This is a genomic window from Pseudomonas sp. NFPP24 (assembly GCF_900112095.1).
Classification (GTDB): domain Bacteria; phylum Pseudomonadota; class Gammaproteobacteria; order Pseudomonadales; family Pseudomonadaceae; genus Aquipseudomonas; species Aquipseudomonas extremorientalis.
Window position 1 is genome coordinate 1 of the sequence record NZ_FOKD01000023.1, and the last position, 18,089, is coordinate 18,089.

The window sequence follows — 18,089 nt, forward strand, 5'->3', positions numbered from 1 at the left end:
CCTGCGTACGTGCGCTCTCGCCACGAACGTAAGAAGGTCGAAATGTTGTTTGCCCACCTCAAGCGCATCCTGAAACTGGATCGCTTGCGACTACGTGGCATGAGTGGCGCGACCGATGAGTTCACGCTGGCGGCCGCGGTGCAGAACCTACGACGTCTGGCCAAATTTACCTCTCAAGGGCCACCGGTTACGGGATAGGTGCGTCTGCACAAAGCAAAAACCCTCAAACCAACCCAATAACCGAGCTGCAAAGCTCAACAAAGGGCCAGAAAACCACTCGATGTGGTGAGTAGGTTCTCCGGTGGAGATCGTGCGTGAGTTCAGCCGATCTGCAAATCCGACTTTTTCAACAGAATCGGCCAGAAGCAGTCAATGTCCAAGTACTTTCAATAGATCGTTCCTGTCGCTGGGCCTGATCCAGGCCTCGTGAACGTACTACTTGAGTCATTCGATGGTGCTCAGGTTGAATTTGCCGCTGGAGCCCGCTATTTGACCCAAACATTGGTGGAACAAGATCCAGCGCGCGAGGACCTTGGAACGGGTTGTCCGTCGCCAAGAAAATTGGCCTCTCCCCTCCTGGGGTAGCCAGGCCTCGGGCGTAAGGAATGGCTAGACGTTATTGAGCAAGTTGGTCATAGTATTTTCCGATTAGGCCAAAGCCTCATCTTCCATCCGAGGCTCTACGAGACAACATGTCTAGCATCGCAATCTCCGATCTAACGGTGCCTTGGGACGTCGACAGCGTCTCGCGCCCCGTTGTGGCGTTAGGTGCCACATCGGTGACAAAGGACTGGGAAAACGCGAGGCATCAGCACCGCAAAGCGCAGCTGATCTACTCCCTACGCGGTATTCTCAACTGCGAAATTGAAGACGGTGTCTGGATCGTGCCGCCGCAGTGCGCCGTATGGATACCGGGAGATTTGCCACACGCGGCGCGGGGGGCGGGTGAAACGGAATGCTATTGCCTGTTCGTTGAGCCAGACGCAGCACCGGACCTTCCGAAAAACTGTTGCACGATTTCGGTGTCGCCATTACTACGCGAGTTGCTACTGACGGTGGCTGGGTTTCCTGAGTTATACGCGCAGGGTGGACGAGAAGACCGTTTGATTGCCGCGTTGCTCGATGAGTTGGTGGCGGCACCGGTGGAAGACTTGCATCTGCCCATGCCGCGTGATCCCCGATTGCGCCGCCTCGTGGAAATGATGCTGGCCGACCCCACGGACAAGACCTCGAAGGCCGATTGGGCTACTCGAATTGGCATGAGCGAGCGAAGCATGAGCCGTCTTTTGCTGCATGAAATTGGAATGAGCTTTGGGGGCTGGCGTCGGCAGCTGCATGTGATCCTTGCACTTCAACGTTTGACGAAGGGCGAAAGCGTGCAAACGGTAGCATTAGAGCTGGGGTACGAAAACGCCAGCGGTTTCATAACTATGTTCCGCAAGGCCATGGGCAAACCTCCGGCACGATACCTATCGGATCGCATCAGCGGCGCAGAGCTCGCTTCCGTGCCCGGTATCATCCTCCCCAATGAAATATCCCCCTGATGCATCCGATTATCTTGGTTCGGGACCAGCGGCCGCCCACCGTCGCCTGTAGTCCTTCCTTGCGAAGTTGCTGACATTTCGCAACGTTGTGATGTTGGTGAAGGCTGGTTCCTCGTCGAGAGCAAAGCCTTTCTCGAATACCAGCAGCTGCAAATGTTCGTGCAACGCCAGGTCTTCGACGAAAACCATCCGGGCACCTGCATGACATCACAATTGGCCTAACTGAATAACAATCTGGCCTAGTTTCGCCATCACTCCCAGCGGTCTCTATTGTTAAATGCAACATCCAAATACAAATGAGTATTGTTGATGTTCATCATCGTAACTGTTGGGAAGTTCCGTTGGCCAATTGATAAGCGCGCACAGCCCACTGGCTATCCTCATTTGGATCGGCCGTACAAGAGCGAAATCAGGAGCGCGCCCCGCACCGTGCTGGGCTCGGCAGTTGCGGCGGCAGTTCTCATTAGTGCGCAGGGCGCATTCGCGGCCGAGCCAGGGCAGATTCAGACCAAGACCGGTGGAAAGCCTCAAGAGGAGATAGCCTTGCCGGCCATCACCGTAACGGGCCCTGTGGATACGGCGACCACCGAAGGTACTGGTTCCTACACTACGGGCCAGACGTCGGTGGCGACGCACCTGCCGCTGTCGCTGCGGGAAACACCGCAGTCGGTGACGGTGATCACCCGCCAACGCATGGACGACCAGCAATTGAACTCGGTGCAGGGCGTGCTGGATAACACCACGGGCGTCTCGTCGTACCAATCAGACAGCGAACGGACGAGTTTCTATTCGCGTGGTTTCTTGATCAACAACGTTCAGTACGACGGCATACCCACTGTCGTCGGCGACATTGTCAACGGGAGCGGCATCGGCTCCCTCGATACCGCGTTCTACGATCGTGTCGAGGTCGTGCGCGGCGCCTCCGGCTTGCTGACCGGCACCGGCAATCCCTCGGCCGCCATCAACCTGGTGCGCAAACGGCCGACCCGCGAATTCTCGGCGTCCGCCTCGCTCGGTGCGGGGAGCTGGGACACCCACCGGGAAATGGCCGACGTATCGACTCCGTTGACCGAGGATGGCCGTATCCGCGCCCGCATGGTCGGGACGTCCCAGGAAGGAAACTCGTACATTGATGGGTACAAGCCCCAGAGAAAGGCGTTCTACGGCATCATTGAGGCAGATCTGACATCAGACACGACGGTGAGCCTGGGCTATGACTACCAGGACAGCACGCCGAAGGGCTCCACCTGGGGAGGCATGCCGCTATGGTTCAGCGACGGCACGCAGGCGGAGTATTCACGCTCCAAGAACTATGCGCAGAAATGGAGCCATTGGGACAACACGCTCAAGACGGCGTTTGCCGAGATCGAGCACCGCTTTGACAACGGCTGGAATCTCCGGGCTGTCGCTAATCAATACCGCACGGAATTCGATGCCGAACTGCTCGGCCTGGTCGGCCGCCCCGATCGCGCCACGGGACTGGGCTCCTTTCCCAACGGGGCTCTTCCGGTGGCACTGGCTTCCGAAGGTCGCAGCCGTCAAAACACCTTCGATGTGATGGCGAGCGGCCCCTTCGAACTGCTTGGCCGCCAGCATGATTTGGTGGTGGGGGCGACGAGTTCGCGCCGCACCGCCAGTCAGGACGCTATCGCTCCGTTCTATGCAGCCTTCACGCCGGTCAATGTCTATCAACTGAGCCCGGCCTTTCCCCGCCCCAACTTCGATGCCATGGCTTCGATACCGACTCGCACCCTGATCAAACAGAGCGGTGTCTATAGCGCAGCCCGGTTCTCGCTGGCCGAGCCTCTGAAACTCATTGTCGGCGGCCGCTTCAGCAACTACGAAATCGACGACGCCGTCGGCGGCTCGTCGTTGCACTACAAGAAGAGCAGTGAATTCACCCCGTACGCTGGTTTGATCTACGACATCGATAAGACCTATTCGGCCTACGTGAGCTACACGGGCATATTCAATCCGCAAACCGACTATCGCGACAGCAAGGGCAACGTGCTCACGCCGACAAAGGGAAAAACCAAGGAAGTCGGGCTTAAAGGCGCTTACCTGGATGGGCGTCTGAATGCGTCGGTGGCCTTGTTCCATACCGAGCTGGACAACGCTGCACAGATGGTCGCAGGAACCTATACGCCAAGTGGTGCCCAAGCCTATATGGGTTCGGATGGGACGAAGTCGCGCGGGATCGAGCTGGACTTGCAGGGCGAGCTGGCGCGTGGCTGGAACATCTATTCAGGCATCGCCCATTTCACGGCACAAGATGGCGATGGCGTCCGCTTGAATTCGCAAATACCGCGCACCACTGCCCAGCTTTTCAGCACCTACCAGTTGCCGGGAGAGTGGAACAAATTGACGCTGGGCGGAGGCGTCAAATGGCAAAGCCGCTTCTACCAGGCACCCAACACAGGCACCAGTTCGTTGGGTGGTGAACAAGGTTCTTATGCGCTGGTATCCCTGTTGGGGCGCTACTCCATCACGAAGCAGATCACCGCGGCAGTCAACGTCAACAACGTGCTCGACAAGAAGTACGCGTTGGAGAAAGGAGATTTTGACACTGTAGGTTATGGCGCACCACGCAACTTAATGGTGACGCTGGACTACAGGTATTGATTTCCCCTAATCGAACATTTCAACCGTTGTACATCGCAGACATACAACATCCATTGATTATCGAGAAAGCTCTTATGCCCAGTAAGCCTACCCTAGACCCCGCCCAAGACACGGCCAGGAACAACGCAAACAAAGTGGCCGTGTTTTGGCTGACGACAGCTGTGGGGCCGTACTTTTTGTCACCTTTCAGTTATTTTTCTACGTAAACGATTTTGTGAGAGCGCACGGAGCGACACCTGCGATTACGTTTGAGCCCAATGTACTGTGGATGTTTTCAGCATTCTATGGTTCTTGGATCGTAACGGTGCTTCTCGCACTGATAGGAACCCGTAAGGCTCAGTGGGCAGCTTTGGTTCTCGGCAGCCTACTTCTCGCCCTGAATACCCTCGGAGGAATTTCCGACGGATTGCGCGACGGTTGGCACGTTGCTTTTTCGGCCGTGTTTTTCATTACGTTGCCAGGCGTGTTCGCCATTGCGGCCACCTGGCGCTGCATTAAAAACATAGGAAACGTCCATGTCGGTGAATAGTTCTGACTTCCCTTTTGTCTGGATGAGCCTTACGCAAGAGCCCGGACACGATCACCAAAAGGATTTCGCCGAATTCGAGGCCAATCTGCAGCGCGGGGAGTCCTTCGTAATCTTGACCGATACCGTACCTGCCGAAGACCATGAGCACTCACCGGAAGAAAAGAAACGCACCGCGCTCTGGATGAAAAAGCACAAGCTTGAATTGCGTAGGTTAGTTCTGGCTATGATCATGATCGAACCCAACTCGGCAAAACGTCTTGGTTTCAGGGCATTCGCAATCGTTTTTGCCAAGTTCTGGGGCTACCCTTTGCTTCTAGCTTCTTCACGCGAGCAAGCAATGGAGATGGCAAAGGAACTGCTCGCAAAGGATGGAAAGCCATCTCACTGATGGCCCATGCCGGCATCTGGTCTCCAATTAAACTCTGCCGCGGCGCATTGTCGCGGCGAGCTGCTGCTCTAACCCTTACTTGATCTCAGGCTTCCACAACACCAGCGAGAATCCCACGCCTACTGGCAGAGCATGAAGCGACGCCAGTAGAAGCCGGCCACGCCCCCCCCCATCCGACTTCGGGCGGTGCTCCAAGCCGGTTTCGGTGGCAATATCCCTGCCAGCTCCCCATTGCGCAGAGTTCCCGGACAACTCCAAGTGAGGATCACCCGCTGCCCGCCCCCTCTCAGCTCTCGAATTTCTCTATTTCTAAGAGCCGTGTTCGGTGCAGTGAACATCCTCAAACCACCGACCTACACACCCGCTACATCACCCTCCCCCCTCACTTATGCAAGATCGCCCGATAAATATCCTCCAGCGCCATGATGCGCTGAGCGGCGTTGAGTTTGATGGCTTCCTTGGGCATGCCGAACACCACGCAACTGGCTTCATCCTGGGCGACGGTCGCGGCCCCGGCCTCGAGCATTTCCTTGAGCCCGCGTGCGCCGTCGTCGCCCATGCCGGTCATGATGATGCCGGTGGCATTCCTGCCGGCGTAGCGGGCCACCGAGCGAAATAGCACATCCACGGAGGGTCGATGGCGGTTGACCAGCGGTCCATCGATCACCTGAGCGTGGTAATAGGCGCCGCTGCGGTTGACCATCAGGTGCTTGCCGCCGGGTGCGATCAGGGCCAGGCCAGGCAGGATACGGTCGTTGTTGCGCGCTTCGCGCACTTCGATTTCGCACACGCTGTTGAGGCGCTCGGCGAACGAAGCGGTGAACTTCTCGGGCATGTGCTGCACGATCACCATACCCGGGCACACGCGCGGCAGTGCCGTCAGCACGGCCTCCAGCGCTTGGGTGCCGCCGGTGGAGGTGCCGATGGCGACGATGCGCTCGGTGGTCTGGGCCATGGCATGGCCATTGGCGGCGGGCAGGATCGCATCGGCACTGAGCTTGCTGGCTGGAACCAAGGGCGGGCTGACGCTGCGTTTTCCCAGGTTCCTGACGTTGGAGTTTGCGGCGGCTCGGATCGCGGCCACTAACTCGGCCGCCGATTCAATCAGGAAACTCTTCAGGCCGGTTGAGGGCTTGGTGATGATTTCCACAGCGCCCGCCGACAGCGCCTGCAGGGAGGTTTCCGCGCCTTTCTGGGTCAGCGAGGAGCAGATCACCACCGGCGTTGGCCGCTCGCTCATGATTTTCTTGAGAAACGTGATGCCGTCCATGCGCGGCATTTCGACGTCCAGCACGATCACGTCCGGCCATTCCCGCGCCAGTTTGTCCATGGCGAAAATCGGGTCGGAAGCCGCCCCCATGACGTGGATATCCGGCGTATCGCTGAGAATCGCCAGCAGTACCTGGCGCACCACGGCCGAATCATCGACCAGCAGCACACTGATTTTTTTGGTAGGCATCTTCTTGAAGTATTCCCATTGGTTGGTGCCGAACCCAGACGTTGCCGTTCCACAGGTCGAACATGATCGTGCGGTAACCGGTACTGCCCATGTCCTGGGCGGTCAGGTGCAGGTGATGACGCTCGGCCAGGGCCAGCGCCGCGCGAATATTCAGGCTGGCGACGTCCTGCGTCGGCAGACGACGTTGCAGATCAGGAAACATCTCGCCGCCGCCGAACAGCTTGACCTGGTAATCCCGTACATGCGTGCCATTGATTTGCGCGTGACGCAGCAGCAGTTCCAGGGCTTCGTCGGCATACCGGCCATCGAGGGGCTGATGGTTGCGCAGGCGCCCCGGCAGCATGAAGTGACACATGCCGCCGATCAGCCGCTGCGGATGCCAAAAGGTGATCGCCACACAGGAGCCGAGCAAGGTCCGCAGGCGCGTCGGCCGCGTTGCAAAACTGACTTGGCCAGGCGCCAATACCACTTCGGTCGTACCCACAGGCTTTTTCATGGCTTGCGGTAAATCGACGGCGCCACCAGCTTCAAGGTGTCATTGACGCCGTGGAGGCTTTCGGAGTGACTGATGATCAAATAACCACCGCGTTTAAGCAGCGGCAACAGACGCGCGACCACCTGGCTCTTGGTCTGCTGATCGAAATAAATCATCACGTTGCGCAGGAAAATCACCTCGAACTCCCCCAGTGCCGGCAGCGCTTCGTTAAGGTTGACCTGGATAAAATTGACGCGATTGCGCAAGGTCTTGTCGATCAGGACGGTGCCCTCCTGACGCCCCATGCCCTTGAGGCAGTACTTGACCAGCAGCGGCTGGGGCAATGTCTCGATGCGTTCCATTGAGTAATGCCCCGTGCGCGCCTTGGCCAGTACCTGGGAGCTGATGTCCGAGCCGATCACTTCCCAGGGCGTGGTGCCGAGGCTTTCGGCCAGGGTCATCGCCAGGCTGTAGGGCTCTTCGCCGGTGGAACTGGCCGCGCTCCACACGCGAAACATCCGGCCCGGCGCGGCCTGGGGCAGCACGTGCTGACGCAGGAAGTCGAAGTGCTTGGGCTCGCGAAAAAAATAGGTTTCGTTGGTGGTCAGCAAATCCAGCGCAACCTGCAGTTCGCCCTTGCGCTGGTCATTCATGATCAGCTTGAAATACTCACCATAGCTCTGCAGCTCATAGTGCTTGAGGCGCTTGAACAGGCGCCCGGCCACCAGGGCTTTCTTGGCGGGCGACAGGTTGATGCCGGCCGCCCGGTACAGCCAGGTCTGGAACTGACCGAATTCATGATCGTCGATGGAGACGGTGTCTGACATGATCGAGCCTCAACGCAGGTCGAGGTCAGGGGCCGGCGCCTGGCCGGCCTCGGCCAGGCTGGACATCTCGTCGATGGACAGCACCTTGTCCACTTCCAGCACGATCACGAATTTGCCCTCGACCTTGGCCATGCCACTGATGAAATCGGCGCGAATGCGCGCACCGAAACTCGGTGGCGGTTCGATCTGCGCAGCCGGGATCTCCTGCACGGCAGATACCGTATCGACCAGCAGCCCGATGTCCTGTGGCTGACCGTCCTCGGTACTCGCCTCGATGATGATCACGCAGGAACGCCGGGTGATCGCCGAGTTGGCCCGCCCAAAGCGCGCCGACAAGTCCACCACCGGCACCACTGCGCCGCGCAGGTTGATCACCCCGCGCACGAAAGCGGGCATCATCGGCACCACGGTCAGGCTGCCGTATTCGATAATTTCCTTGATCCCCAGGATGCCGATGGCGAACATTTCGCCGCCCAGCATGAAGGTCAGGTACTGCGCATCCTCATCGACCGCCACCGCGGTCTGCCGAGTCGTCATTACTGCGCCCATGTCACTACTCTCCCTTGTAGGCCCGCATCGATCGTGCGATCAGAAGCGGGTGAAATCCGATTCGTCCGGGGCACTGGCCATGGTGTAGGCGAACGCCTTGCGCGGCGGAGTTGGTTTAGTGCGCGGCGGTTGACGGTTGGGCGTGCTGCCGGAGCTGTCCACGCCGGTGCTTTGCACCGCAGCCTTGGACGCTGAATCCAGCACGAAGAAACTCATGGCCTGTTGCAGTTGCTCGGCCTGGCTGCTCATTTCTTCGGCCGTGGCCGCCAGTTCCTCACTGCTTGAGGCGTTTTGCTGGGTCACTTGGTTGAGCTGGGTCATCGCCGTGTTGATCTGCGCGACACCGGCGGCCTGTTCTTCGGACGCCGCGCTGATTTCCTGCACCAGGTCGGACGTCTTGTTGATGGAAGGCACCATTTCGTCGAGCAACTTGCCGGCTTTCTCGGCCATCTCCACGCTGCTGGAAGACAGTTCGCCGATTTCCTGGGCGGCGACCTGGCTGCGTTCGGCCAGCTTGCGCACTTCGGCGGCCACCACGGCGAAACCCTTGCCGTGCTCGCCGGCACGAGCGGCCTCGATGGCGGCATTGAGCGCGAGCAGATTGGTCTGGTAAGCGATATCATCGATGATGCTGATGCGCTGGGCGATTTTCTTCATCGCCACCACCGTCTGCTGTACCGATTCGCCGCCCTCGGTGGCTTCCTTGGCCGCTTTGCTGGCCATGCCATCCGTGACCTTGGCGTTTTCGGTGTTCTGGTTGATGCTGGCGCTCATCTGTTCGACCGACGCACTGGTTTCCTCGACACTGGCGGCCTGTTCACTGGTGGCCTGGCTCATCGATTGCGCGGTGGCGCTGACTTGTTCGGAGGCGCTGGCGAGGTTATCGGAGGCGTTACGCACTTCGCCGATGATATGGGCCAGCTTGCCGACCATGTTGCGCATGGCGTTGAGCACCATGCCGGTTTCATCTTTGCCACCTGGCTCGATGTGCGCATTAAGGTTGCCTTCGGCCAATTGCTCGGCGGCGCTCGCCGCCTGGCGCAACGGCCGGGAAATGATCCGCGCGATGAATATCGCCAGGCCCAGACCGATCAGCAGGGATGCGGCCAGTACCGCGATGATCGACACGCGTGAGCTTTCATACAGCGCCGAGCCCTTGTCACCCGCGGCAGTGGCGCCGGCGTCATTGAGCTCGACCATTTTCTGCAGGCGGTTGGTCACCTCATCGAAATGCCCTTTGGATTCACCCCGGAGCAAACTGCGCGCCTGGGCTTCCTGGTTCTGACGGGAAAACTCCAGGACCTGCTTGCTGCTCGCAATGTAGGCGTCCCATGCGCTTTTCACGCTAAGCAGGAGTTGACGATCTTCATCGTTCGACAGCAATTGCTCGTAGGTCTGCATGCGGGTTTCGAACTGCTGGCGCGCCTCGGTGGCTTCGCGTTCGGCCTGGGCCTTTTCTTCGGGAATCTCGGTACCGATGTGGCGGTTTTCTTTCAAGCGATAGTTGGCGGCAAAAAAACGCATGCCTGCGGCGGCACGCATGGAGGGCATCCAGTTGCCCTTGATGTCCTGGGCGGCCTGGTTGACGGCACCGAGCTGAAGGATAGCGAAGGCGCCCATGGCCCCGGTGAGGGCCAGGACCACCAGGAACGAGCTGATCAGCTTGGTGGAAATTTTAAGATCGTAGAACCATTTCATCGGGGAACCTCCATGGAATTGCAAAGACGTCAGCGAGCGACGAGCGGTGGCGACTGAGGCGCCTGGGCCGTGCGGGCTTCCAGTTGTACGATTTGATTGAGTAGCGCCGGTACATCCAGGATCAAGGCCACCGCGCCGCTGCCCAGAATGGTCGAGCCACTGATACCGCGCAGTGCGCCGAACAGCTTGCCCAGGGGCTTGATCACGGTCTGGAACTCGCCGTGCAGGTCATCGACCACCAGCCCGGCCTTGTGCTCGGCATAGCGCACCACCACCACGTTCTGACGGCGCGCGGCCGGGCCTTCGTGGCTGAAGTGGTCGCGCAGGTCCACCAGGGGCAGCACCTCGCCACGCAGGTCCAGATAGCCCTGATCGCGGCTGGACTGGCGCTGGCGGTCATCCAGCTCGACGCATTCCTGGACCATGTCCAGCGGAATCACGTAGGTGGATTGGTCGATGCCGACCAGGAAGCCATTGATGATCGCCAGGGTCAGCGGCAAGCGAATGCGTACCACCGTGCCCTGGCCTGGGCGGCTGTCGAGGTCCACGGTGCCGCGCAACAGCGTGATATTGCGCTTGACCACGTCCATGCCGACGCCCCGCCCGGAGAGGTTGGTGACGGCCTCGGCGGTAGAGAAGCCCGCTTCGAAGATCAGGTTGTAGACCTCCTGGTCGGTGAGCACCGCGCCGCTGGCCACCAGCCCGCGCTCCTGGGCTTTTTCCAGAATGCGGTCGCGGTTGAGCCCGGCGCCGTCGTCGGCGATTTCGATGACGATGCTTCCAGAGTCGTGGTAGGCATTCAGGCTCAGATGGCCCTTGCTCGACTTGCCCGCCGCACGTCGCGCATCGGCACTTTCGATACCGTGGTCCATGGCGTTGCGCAGGAGGTGCATCAGCGGGTCGCCGATCTTCTCGACCACGGTCTTGTCCAGCTCGGTCTCCGCGCCGCTGATGATCAGCTCGATGTCCTTGCCCAGTTCCTGGCTGACATCGCGCACCACGCGGCGGAAGCGGTTGAACGTGTCGCCGATGGGGATCATGCGCAGGTGCAGGGCACCATCGAGGATCTCTTCCACCAGCCCCGACACCGTCGAGGTGGCCTCCTGCAGCGGGTCGTTGTTACAGGAACGCGCCAACAGGCTTGCGCCGGCGCTGGCGATCACCAATTCGCCGACCAGGTTGATCAACTCGTCGAGCTTGTCGGCGTTGACCCGAACATAACTGCCGTCGCGGGTTTTCGCCTCGCTGTTCGCTGGCTGGCGCTGGGGCGACGCGGGGGCCAGGCCTGGCTCGGCGTGCGCGATCAGGTCACTGCCGATGGCGACGCTGCTTTCGGGCGTTTCGTCAACGGCGCGGATCTGCACGTCACAGTCGTCGCGCACGAAGTCGAACACTTCGTTGAGCGTGGCATGGCTGGCCGTCGAACGCAGGTCGATCTCGAAGCCCAGGTAGCAGCTTTCCGGGTCCCAGTGCTCCAGGGCAGGGATGCTGTCGGTCAGGGTGGTGACCTGTACCATTTGCCCCAGCGTATCGAGGTAGCGCAGGAACGACAGCGGGTCCATGCCATTACGGAACACGTCCACGCCGAAACGCAGAGAAATATGCCAAAGCACATCGGCCCCCGTGTCGTCGTGCACCGCAGCGGGTACGACGTCGGCGGTGGCGGTGCGCAGCGGCTGGTAGTCGCTCAGCGCCTCGCGCAAGGTCTCACCGCGCTCCAGCGCGGCCGGGGTCGGCGTCTCACCGCGACTGGCGACCACGTCGATCAGTTCAAGCATGTGGTCGCCGCACTTGAGCAGCAGCGCGATCAACGCCGCGTCCACCGCCACACTGCCATCGCGCAGGCGGTCGAGAACGTCTTCGACGATATGCGTGAACCCCACGATCGACGCGAGGCCGAACAGCCCGGCGGACCCCTTGATAGTGTGCGCGGCGCGGAAAATTGCGCCGATGGCATCCTGGTCGCCGGGGTCGCTTTCCAACTGCAGCAGGGATTGCTCCATGGCCTGCAGCAGCTCGCGCGCCTCGACGATGAAGGTCTGCAGTGCCTGATCGAGATTGATGCTCACCTGGACTTTCCTTGTCGATCAATGAACGGGACAGTGCCGCTTAAAGCGCGGCGCTGCGACACAGTTGGAGCGCCTGCATGACTGCCTGGCTCTGGCCGGTCACACTCAAGTCGGTACCGGCAATGCCGGCTTCACGCTGGATGACGGCCAGCAACTGCAGGCCGGCACCGTCCATTTCCGTCACCTGGGACAGGTCCAGTTCCAGGCGCGGGGCCGCGCCCATCTGCGACAACAACGCGCCCGCCAGTTCAGCGACGGTGTAGATCGTGAGTTCGCCGTCGATGCCCACATGGGCGGTGTCGTCGATTGTTTCGTGAGTGATCGGCATGGTGGCCTCCCTGGCGCCGGGTGTCAGGGCAGGATCAATTTGGAGACCGCCGCCAGCATTTGCGCCGGCTGGAACGGCTTGACCACCCACGCCTTGGCGCCCGCGGCCTGGCCTTCGGCCTTCTTCGATTCCTGAGACTCGGTGGTCAGCATGATGATCGGTGTGAACTTGTAGTTGGCCAGCTTCTTTACCTCCTTGACGAAGGTGATGCCATCCATGTTGGGCATGTTCACGTCGCTGATGATCAGGTGCACTTTTTGTCCGGTCAGCTTGTTCAGGGCGTCCTTGCCGTCGCTGGCCTCGATCACGTCGTAACCGGCGCTTTTCAAGGCGATGCCGACCACTTGGCGCACGCTGCTGGAATCGTCGACCACTAATACATTCTTCGCCATGATGTGCTCCTAAAAGAAAGTGATGTCTTGGGAATTCGACTGCACAGCCGCCTCGCCGCGATGGAGGCGTCGTTGCTCGTCAGTGGCATAGGTGGTTTCCATGCGCGCCAGCCATTGGCGGGCGTCGATGGCCAGCGGCTGGTCCGGGGTCTGGTTGGCCTGTTGCAGATGGTCATGCAGGGCGTGCATGTTGTCGCGCACGTGACTGAGGATCTGGCTGACCCGGTCCTGGAATTGCAGGTTGACCAACACCTCGGTCATCTCATCGCGGATGCCGTAGCTTTCCTGCTTGAGCAGATCGGCGGATTCGGCCAGGCGCCCAGTGATGTTCTGGAAGCGTGTGAGCACCATTTGAATACTGTTTTCGGACTCGGCCACCGAATGGCTATCCTGGTCGGCACTGCTGGACGCGGCCTGCACCAATTGAGTAATGGCGTTGTTGATGATGTCGACCTTGGCCGACATCTGCTGGCCCGTTTCACTGGATTTGCTCGACAGGCTGCGCACCGCATCGGCCACCACCGCGAAGCCGCGACCGGCCTCACCGGCGCGCGCCGCTTCGATGGCCGCGTTGAGGGCCAGCAGGTTGGTTTGTGCGGCAATCGCTGCCACATCAGCGGCCATGGTACGCAGTTCGCCCGTGTAGGCGGTCAGGCTGCGCACCTGCGCCAGGGTCTGGTCACGGCTGGTTTGAGTGGCCTTGAGCGAATTGATCACCTGGCTCAACTCGCTGTCACTGCGCGCCAGCACCTCAAGCGCGCCGTCAGCGGCCTGCCCGTCCAGCTCGCCGGCCGCGTGCTGCGACGCTTGTACCGTTTCCTCCAAGCGAGTGGCGATCCCGGTGAAACGGTTCACCAGGCTCACAATCGCTTCCTCGGTCTGATGGCGCGAGCTCTCCACCTGCTTGGCCCAGATGGGCATGGCACCCAGCAATACCTCATCGAGCTGTGCACGCGAGGCCAAGCCGTCATGTGCGTGCGCACTCGACTGGTCCGCCTGCGCCTGCGCAATCGCTCGCTGCAGTGCGTTGCGCTGTGAAGCCGCGCTCCAGGCACAGGCACCGAGGCCGACCACCACCAGTACCGCGCAGGCCACCAGATTGGCCGGCGAGGTTGATTGCACGAGTATCCACACAACGGCCGGCACGACCGGGATCAAGGCGAACCAACGGAAACGAGGATAAACGGGAAGGGGCATGCGGCTGGATAGGCGCTGGGGCATGAGTTCGGTCCTTGAACAGTGTTGCGGATATAAACGACATAGTGTTTATCCGCCCCTAGCGCCTCAACTTTAGGTCTGTTGAGTGCCTTCCGTCTGGTTTATGACCGATATGTTAATGACCCGTGGACCTGAGGCAGGCATTCCTTGAGGCCGCCCTTGCCGGGCGGCCGGTAGGGTTATTTCAACAAGGCAATCAGCGCGCAGACCATCGTGATCGCCAACGCCGGCCATTGCATCGGCATGAAAAAGAAGTGGTGGCGCACGCCATCGGCGTGCGGTTGTCGGTTCAGTACAAAGCCCAGCAGGGTGTTGATCGCTGACCCCACCCCGAAGCCGAGCAACACCTGCATCAGCGATGTGTTGCCGGGTTTGACGCTGGGGTCGGGCCACAGCCCCGTCAATAGCAGCACCATCGCCACCGGTGTAAACAACGTCAGCCAGCCTGCGCCGCGATAGATCATCATTTAATCCTCAGCTGTGACGCTGCTGGCTCAAGCCCGCTCGCGTGTTTGTTGTTGCGCCGCAAACACGGCATCGAGGGTATTGAGGAACAGGTCGTGACTCAGAATGCCGGTAGAGATGGTCGACAACACGGGTTTGCCGCTCTCGTCCTTGATCACCACTTTTTCGGTCCAGGCGTTGAGGTCGACGCTGCGCAGCGACGACATCGGCACTTTGTGGCCCTGGTACTCGAGGGATGCGCGGCTGACGACGATTGGCGAGGTGGTGATTTTCAGGAAGTTGCCACTCACGCGTTTGCCCCAGACCTGCCCCGAGCTGATGCAGTTGAACGTCACAGCCCCGCCCATCTCCAGCGTCGCGATCACTGCCGGCATGCGTGCGCGAACGTGCAATTCACGCACCAGTTGCTGGAATTCGTAAAAGCCTTTGAGGCTTTCAATCACCCGATGAAACGGCTCGGACGCGTTTCGTCGATAGGCCAGGTTGGTGATCATGCCGGTCATCACGGTTTGCCCGGAGCCGAACAAGTACAGGTCTTCGATATCGGCAAACGCCGTGTACTCGCGTTGCTCGTTGATGATGCGTTCGATGCCGAACTCAAACACGTTGTAGCGTGGCGCGCGCAGTTTTTTGTGCCAGGCGTAGGCTGCAAACACGCCCACGGCAAGAACGACCAGCAAGGCGCTGGTGGCGTAGATCAGGGTATGTGGGTTGGCAAAGTTCAAGGCCATGCCACGTGATGTCTGGAGGTTGACCGGGCCATCGTTGCCCGGTGGCAGTATCGTGCCCAGGTACAGCACAAAACCGGCGAGGGCCAGTAACACAACCCCGAATATCAAACTGAAAATCAGGAAGCCTTTGCCGTGGCGGAAACTCGCGATCAGCTCGCCGGTGGCCAAAGGTGCTTGGGTAGGGGATGACTGCATAAGTGTTTGCGTCCTTGTAATGGGTTAAGCCTTGCACACTGTCAGTCTGGTGGCCGGGTGCATTTGGCACGGCGAGTTGGAACATGGCTAATTAATATCGTTCCTTGGGAAGATGACTTCACAGGAGGGTGAGCCTGGCAGTTCGCGGTATTGGGGTCTTTTTTTTCCTGCCTGGAACAGTGATCATCGCCCTCCCCCAAGCCCTAGGAACCAAGACCATGGAGTTGACGCTGGAAGCTGTTGCGCTTTTTGCACTGAAGCTGGTGCACGAGACGGATGGCGGCAGCCCGGTCTTGCGGGACGATCCGGTGATGGATGGGTATGAGCGGGAGGTATTCGGGCTGCTGGTGCGGCAGGGAGACTTGGCGGCCATTCAATCCAAAGTCGCGGAATGTGTTGATCAAGCGCTTGAAGCACTGGGCGGGGCCGATACAGTGATGGGGCGCGAGTTGCAGCGCTTGGCGCTGGGCGTGCGCCAGGCGTCGACACTGGATGAACTCAATGCCCCGCTCAACGCACTCAAGGATTACCTGAAAGCCATCCTGTAACGCACCGTTCAGCGCCGCCCCTCCACCGCCATCCGCACCGCCAGCCCCATCAATACCGAGCCCATCAACCAGCGCTGCACCACCTGCCAACCCGGCCGGGTAACGAAAAACACCGCGATGGACCCCGCCATGGTGGCAATCACCGCATTGACGCTCACGCTGATGAAAATCTGCGTAAAGCCCAGCACCAGGGATTGCGTCAACACGCTGCCATGACCGTTCGGGTCGATGAACTGCGGCAGCAACGACAAATACATCACTGCCACCTTGGGGTTGAGCAGGTTGGTCACCAGGCCCATGGTGAACAGCTTGCGCGGGCTGTCCTTGGGCAGATCCCGCACCTGGAACGGCGAACGCCCACCCGGTCGGATCGCCTGCCAGGCCATGTACGCCAGGTACAGCGCGCCGCCGAAACGCAGCGCGTCATAGGCAAACGGCACCGCCATGACCAGGGCCGTGATCCCCAAAGCCGCGCACACCATATAAACCAGAAACCCCAGCGCCACACCGCCGAGGGAAATCAACCCGGCCGTGCGGCCCTGGCAGATCGAACGGGAGATGAGGTAAATCATATTCGGACCGGGCGTGAGCACCATGCCGAGAGAAATCAGCGCATAGGCCAGCCAACTGGACGGTTCGGGCATTGTTGGGCTCCTGGGGTGTAAGGTTGTCGGCGAAACATTTGGCCAAGGTTGTCAGCTTGGCCGCCATGGTAGGGCGTTCAAAATGCGCGCGTTAGATACAGATCCGCGAGTAAAACGGCATACACCCAAGAGGCAGGACATGATCGACTTCAACAACAAAGGCTTCTTCAAGCTCAAGCAAAACAACGAATACGCCGAACGCGTCGCCGCCCTGCTGCTGGACGGCGAAGAAGTGGTCGACGCCTACAAAGCCATGCGCGACGGCGTGGTGTTCACCACCAAGCGCATCATCGCGGTGAACGTGCAGGGCATTACCGGCAGCAAGAAGGATTTCACGTCGCTGCCGTATAAAAATATCGTGGCGTATTCGGTGGAGACATCCGGGACGTTTGACCTGGACTCGGAGCTGGAGATTTACTTTTCGTCGCTGGGCAAAGTGAAATTCGAATTTACCGGCAAGACTTCCATCGTCGAAATCTCGCGGTTGATCTCCAAGCACCTGCTGACCTGATCGGCAGGCCATTCATTTAGACGGCTGTACCTCGATCAAAATGTGAGAGGGGGCTTGCCCCCGATAGGGCCCCCTCCCACACCATCAAGCCACTGCCTTACATACCACCCCCCTCCACAACTCCATTCGGCAACATCCCATTCGCCAAATCATCCACCACCGCCTTCGCCATCTCCCCCAAATAATGCGCCGCCCAGGCATAGCGATCTGCACTGGAATCCATGGCCGCATCCAACGCCAGCAACTTGGAACAGTGCAACAACTCGGAGGCATGCTCCAGGGCATCACGGATGGGCACGCCGGAATTGACGCGGAATAGACGGTGGAGGTTCGGCTGCTTGCCACAGGTGGAGAAGGTGATGATGCCGAGGGTTTTGTTGAGGGGTGGGTTGATCATTGGGCACCTCCGGGGTGGTTGGAGGTACTTACGCGGGTATTGCGAGGGTGCGACCTGTCAGAAATGCTCATTGGCTTGACTCCTAATGTAGATAAGAGCCGCCACGTTCGTTTCCAGGCGAATGGGTGGCAGCTATGCGCAGGCTGGAAAACGAGACTGTCAGAAATTTTGTGTTCGGGCATAACATGTAGCTAGAGGTGCATGTATGCCGACCAAAAAGAAGTCCGCCAATGCAACAGCGAGGGAGTTGCCCTCGATTCCCCAAGAGCTGATCGAGCAGTTTGTTAAAGGCCCGATGAGCGCCGAAGCCATTCAAGACGCGTCCATGGCGTTCAAGAAGGCTCTGATCGAGCGTGCGCTAGGCGCCGAGCTGGGTCACCACCTTGGTTACCCTCAGGGCGCGGAGCGCCCTGAGGAGTCGACCAATCAGCGCAATGGCAAAAGCAGCAAGACGGTTCTGACCGACGACGGGCCGCTTCGCCTGGATATCCCCAGAGACC

Annotated in this window: 22 protein-coding genes and 1 pseudogene; 8 read left to right on the top strand and 15 right to left on the bottom strand. The window is 59.8% G+C overall.

Annotation, left to right across the window (positions count from 1 at the left end; all coding sequences use genetic code 11):
* A partial coding sequence (locus BM026_RS28565) for a transposase (RefSeq protein WP_175507989.1) occupies positions 1–198 on the top strand: 198 nt, incomplete at its 5' end.
* 494 nt (positions 199–692) lie between these two features.
* Positions 693–1,544, top strand: a complete 852-nt coding sequence (locus BM026_RS28570; RefSeq protein WP_092249233.1) for an AraC family transcriptional regulator — start codon at positions 693–695, stop codon at positions 1,542–1,544.
* 9 nt (positions 1,545–1,553) lie between these two features.
* On the opposite strand, the gene BM026_RS28575 is transcribed toward BM026_RS28570, so the two are convergent.
* Positions 1,554–1,733 carry a hypothetical protein gene (locus BM026_RS28575; protein WP_092249236.1) on the bottom strand — a complete coding sequence of 60 codons (180 nt, stop codon included), beginning with the start codon at positions 1,731–1,733 and terminating at the stop codon, positions 1,554–1,556.
* Between the two features lie 120 nt (positions 1,734–1,853).
* Between BM026_RS28575 and BM026_RS28580 the strand changes: the two genes are divergently transcribed.
* From BM026_RS28580 to BM026_RS28590, 3 genes are all read left to right on the top strand, one after another.
* On the top strand, positions 1,854–4,166 hold the full coding sequence (locus BM026_RS28580; protein ID WP_256575437.1) for a TonB-dependent siderophore receptor: 2,313 nt from the start codon (positions 1,854–1,856) through the stop codon (positions 4,164–4,166).
* Between the two features lie 145 nt (positions 4,167–4,311).
* On the top strand, positions 4,312–4,695 hold the full coding sequence (locus tag BM026_RS28585; protein WP_256575570.1) for a hypothetical protein: 384 nt from the start codon (positions 4,312–4,314) through the stop codon (positions 4,693–4,695).
* Positions 4,682–5,083: a hypothetical protein gene (locus BM026_RS28590; protein WP_092249242.1), complete on the top strand. Its 402-nt coding sequence runs from the start codon at positions 4,682–4,684 to the stop codon at positions 5,081–5,083. Before BM026_RS28585 ends, BM026_RS28590 begins: the two co-directional genes overlap by 14 nt.
* 78 nt (positions 5,084–5,161) lie before the next feature.
* Here the strand turns inward: BM026_RS28590 and BM026_RS29745 are convergent.
* From BM026_RS29745 to BM026_RS28645, 12 genes and pseudogenes are all read right to left on the bottom strand, one after another.
* A pseudogene (locus BM026_RS29745) lies at positions 5,162–5,361 on the bottom strand (type VI secretion protein); the annotation flags it as partial.
* Between the two features lie 104 nt (positions 5,362–5,465).
* On the bottom strand, positions 5,466–6,542 hold the full coding sequence (locus BM026_RS28595; RefSeq protein WP_093128371.1) for a protein-glutamate methylesterase/protein-glutamine glutaminase: 1,077 nt from the start codon (positions 6,540–6,542) through the stop codon (positions 5,466–5,468).
* Positions 6,505–7,038, bottom strand: coding sequence for a chemoreceptor glutamine deamidase CheD (cheD, locus tag BM026_RS28600; protein ID WP_092249248.1), 534 nt, complete (start codon positions 7,036–7,038; stop codon positions 6,505–6,507). Before cheD ends, BM026_RS28595 begins: the two co-directional genes overlap by 38 nt.
* Positions 7,035–7,844 (bottom strand): CheR family methyltransferase, encoded by an 810-nt coding sequence (locus BM026_RS28605; protein WP_092249251.1) that lies wholly within the window; start codon positions 7,842–7,844, stop codon positions 7,035–7,037. The genes cheD and BM026_RS28605 overlap by 4 nt, the downstream gene beginning before the upstream one ends.
* Positions 7,845–7,853: 9 nt before the next feature.
* A complete protein-coding gene (locus BM026_RS28610) occupies positions 7,854–8,393 on the bottom strand; it encodes a chemotaxis protein CheW (protein ID WP_093530894.1) in 540 nt (179 codons plus the stop codon).
* A 39-nt stretch (positions 8,394–8,432) separates the two neighbouring features.
* Complete coding sequence (locus tag BM026_RS28615) at positions 8,433–10,091, bottom strand: methyl-accepting chemotaxis protein (protein ID WP_093530896.1); 1,659 nt, start codon at positions 10,089–10,091, stop codon at positions 8,433–8,435.
* A gap of 29 nt (positions 10,092–10,120) precedes the next feature.
* Positions 10,121–12,160 carry a chemotaxis protein CheA gene (locus BM026_RS28620; protein ID WP_093513872.1) on the bottom strand — a complete coding sequence of 680 codons (2,040 nt, stop codon included), beginning with the start codon at positions 12,158–12,160 and terminating at the stop codon, positions 10,121–10,123.
* 40 nt (positions 12,161–12,200) lie between these two features.
* Positions 12,201–12,488, bottom strand: a complete 288-nt coding sequence (locus BM026_RS28625; RefSeq protein WP_093530898.1) for an STAS domain-containing protein — start codon at positions 12,486–12,488, stop codon at positions 12,201–12,203.
* Positions 12,489–12,511: 23 nt separating this feature from the next.
* On the bottom strand, positions 12,512–12,880 hold the full coding sequence (locus BM026_RS28630) for a response regulator (RefSeq protein WP_058423391.1): 369 nt from the start codon (positions 12,878–12,880) through the stop codon (positions 12,512–12,514).
* A gap of 9 nt (positions 12,881–12,889) precedes the next feature.
* On the bottom strand, positions 12,890–14,101 hold the full coding sequence (locus BM026_RS28635; RefSeq protein WP_092249265.1) for a methyl-accepting chemotaxis protein: 1,212 nt from the start codon (positions 14,099–14,101) through the stop codon (positions 12,890–12,892).
* Between the two features lie 176 nt (positions 14,102–14,277).
* Complete coding sequence (locus BM026_RS28640) at positions 14,278–14,565, bottom strand: hypothetical protein (protein ID WP_093530900.1); 288 nt, start codon at positions 14,563–14,565, stop codon at positions 14,278–14,280.
* Positions 14,566–14,592: 27 nt separating this feature from the next.
* On the bottom strand, positions 14,593–15,489 hold the full coding sequence (locus tag BM026_RS28645; protein ID WP_093530902.1) for a hypothetical protein: 897 nt from the start codon (positions 15,487–15,489) through the stop codon (positions 14,593–14,595).
* A 218-nt stretch (positions 15,490–15,707) separates the two neighbouring features.
* Between BM026_RS28645 and BM026_RS28650 the strand changes: the two genes are divergently transcribed.
* Positions 15,708–16,037: a hypothetical protein gene (locus tag BM026_RS28650; RefSeq protein WP_058423396.1), complete on the top strand. Its 330-nt coding sequence runs from the start codon at positions 15,708–15,710 to the stop codon at positions 16,035–16,037.
* A gap of 8 nt (positions 16,038–16,045) precedes the next feature.
* Here the strand turns inward: BM026_RS28650 and BM026_RS28655 are convergent, their stop codons facing one another.
* Complete coding sequence (locus tag BM026_RS28655) at positions 16,046–16,681, bottom strand: LysE family translocator (protein ID WP_092249278.1); 636 nt, start codon at positions 16,679–16,681, stop codon at positions 16,046–16,048.
* 139 nt (positions 16,682–16,820) lie between these two features.
* On the opposite strand from BM026_RS28655, the gene BM026_RS28660 reads away from it, so the two are divergent.
* The gene (locus BM026_RS28660) at positions 16,821–17,192 is read left to right on the top strand and encodes a PH domain-containing protein (protein WP_032885644.1); all 372 of its coding nucleotides are present in this window, start codon (positions 16,821–16,823) and stop codon (positions 17,190–17,192) included.
* 97 nt (positions 17,193–17,289) lie between these two features.
* Here the strand turns inward: BM026_RS28660 and BM026_RS28665 are convergent, their stop codons facing one another.
* Positions 17,290–17,589: a DUF3077 domain-containing protein gene (locus BM026_RS28665; protein ID WP_092249281.1), complete on the bottom strand. Its 300-nt coding sequence runs from the start codon at positions 17,587–17,589 to the stop codon at positions 17,290–17,292.
* A 205-nt stretch (positions 17,590–17,794) separates the two neighbouring features.
* On the opposite strand from BM026_RS28665, the gene BM026_RS28670 reads away from it, so the two are divergent.
* A partial coding sequence (locus BM026_RS28670) for a transposase (protein WP_175507969.1) occupies positions 17,795–18,089 on the top strand: 295 nt, incomplete at its 3' end.

Coding starts and splice junctions, on each gene's coding strand:
- BM026_RS28615 (WP_093530896.1), bottom strand. CDS start 10,091: ATGAAATGGTTCTACGATCTTAAAATTTCCACCAAGCTGATCAGCTCG.
- BM026_RS28570 (WP_092249233.1), top strand. CDS start 693: ATGTCTAGCATCGCAATCTCCGATCTAACGGTGCCTTGGGACGTCGAC.
- BM026_RS28660 (WP_032885644.1), top strand. CDS start 16,821: ATGATCGACTTCAACAACAAAGGCTTCTTCAAGCTCAAGCAAAACAAC.
- BM026_RS28655 (WP_092249278.1), bottom strand. CDS start 16,681: ATGCCCGAACCGTCCAGTTGGCTGGCCTATGCGCTGATTTCTCTCGGC.
- BM026_RS28630 (WP_058423391.1), bottom strand. CDS start 12,880: ATGGCGAAGAATGTATTAGTGGTCGACGATTCCAGCAGCGTGCGCCAA.
- BM026_RS28645 (WP_093530902.1), bottom strand. CDS start 15,489: ATGCAGTCATCCCCTACCCAAGCACCTTTGGCCACCGGCGAGCTGATC.
- BM026_RS28595 (WP_093128371.1), bottom strand. CDS start 6,542: ATGCCTACCAAAAAAATCAGTGTGCTGCTGGTCGATGATTCGGCCGTG.
- BM026_RS28580 (WP_256575437.1), top strand. CDS start 1,854: ATGTTCATCATCGTAACTGTTGGGAAGTTCCGTTGGCCAATTGATAAG.
- BM026_RS28590 (WP_092249242.1), top strand. CDS start 4,682: ATGTCGGTGAATAGTTCTGACTTCCCTTTTGTCTGGATGAGCCTTACG.
- BM026_RS28640 (WP_093530900.1), bottom strand. CDS start 14,565: ATGATGATCTATCGCGGCGCAGGCTGGCTGACGTTGTTTACACCGGTG.
- BM026_RS28665 (WP_092249281.1), bottom strand. CDS start 17,589: ATGATCAACCCACCCCTCAACAAAACCCTCGGCATCATCACCTTCTCC.
- cheD (WP_092249248.1), bottom strand. CDS start 7,038: ATGAAAAAGCCTGTGGGTACGACCGAAGTGGTATTGGCGCCTGGCCAA.
- BM026_RS28575 (WP_092249236.1), bottom strand. CDS start 1,733: ATGGTTTTCGTCGAAGACCTGGCGTTGCACGAACATTTGCAGCTGCTG.
- BM026_RS28610 (WP_093530894.1), bottom strand. CDS start 8,393: ATGGGCGCAGTAATGACGACTCGGCAGACCGCGGTGGCGGTCGATGAG.
- BM026_RS28625 (WP_093530898.1), bottom strand. CDS start 12,488: ATGCCGATCACTCACGAAACAATCGACGACACCGCCCATGTGGGCATC.
- BM026_RS28650 (WP_058423396.1), top strand. CDS start 15,708: ATGGAGTTGACGCTGGAAGCTGTTGCGCTTTTTGCACTGAAGCTGGTG.
- BM026_RS28635 (WP_092249265.1), bottom strand. CDS start 14,101: ATGCCCCAGCGCCTATCCAGCCGCATGCCCCTTCCCGTTTATCCTCGT.
- BM026_RS28605 (WP_092249251.1), bottom strand. CDS start 7,844: ATGTCAGACACCGTCTCCATCGACGATCATGAATTCGGTCAGTTCCAG.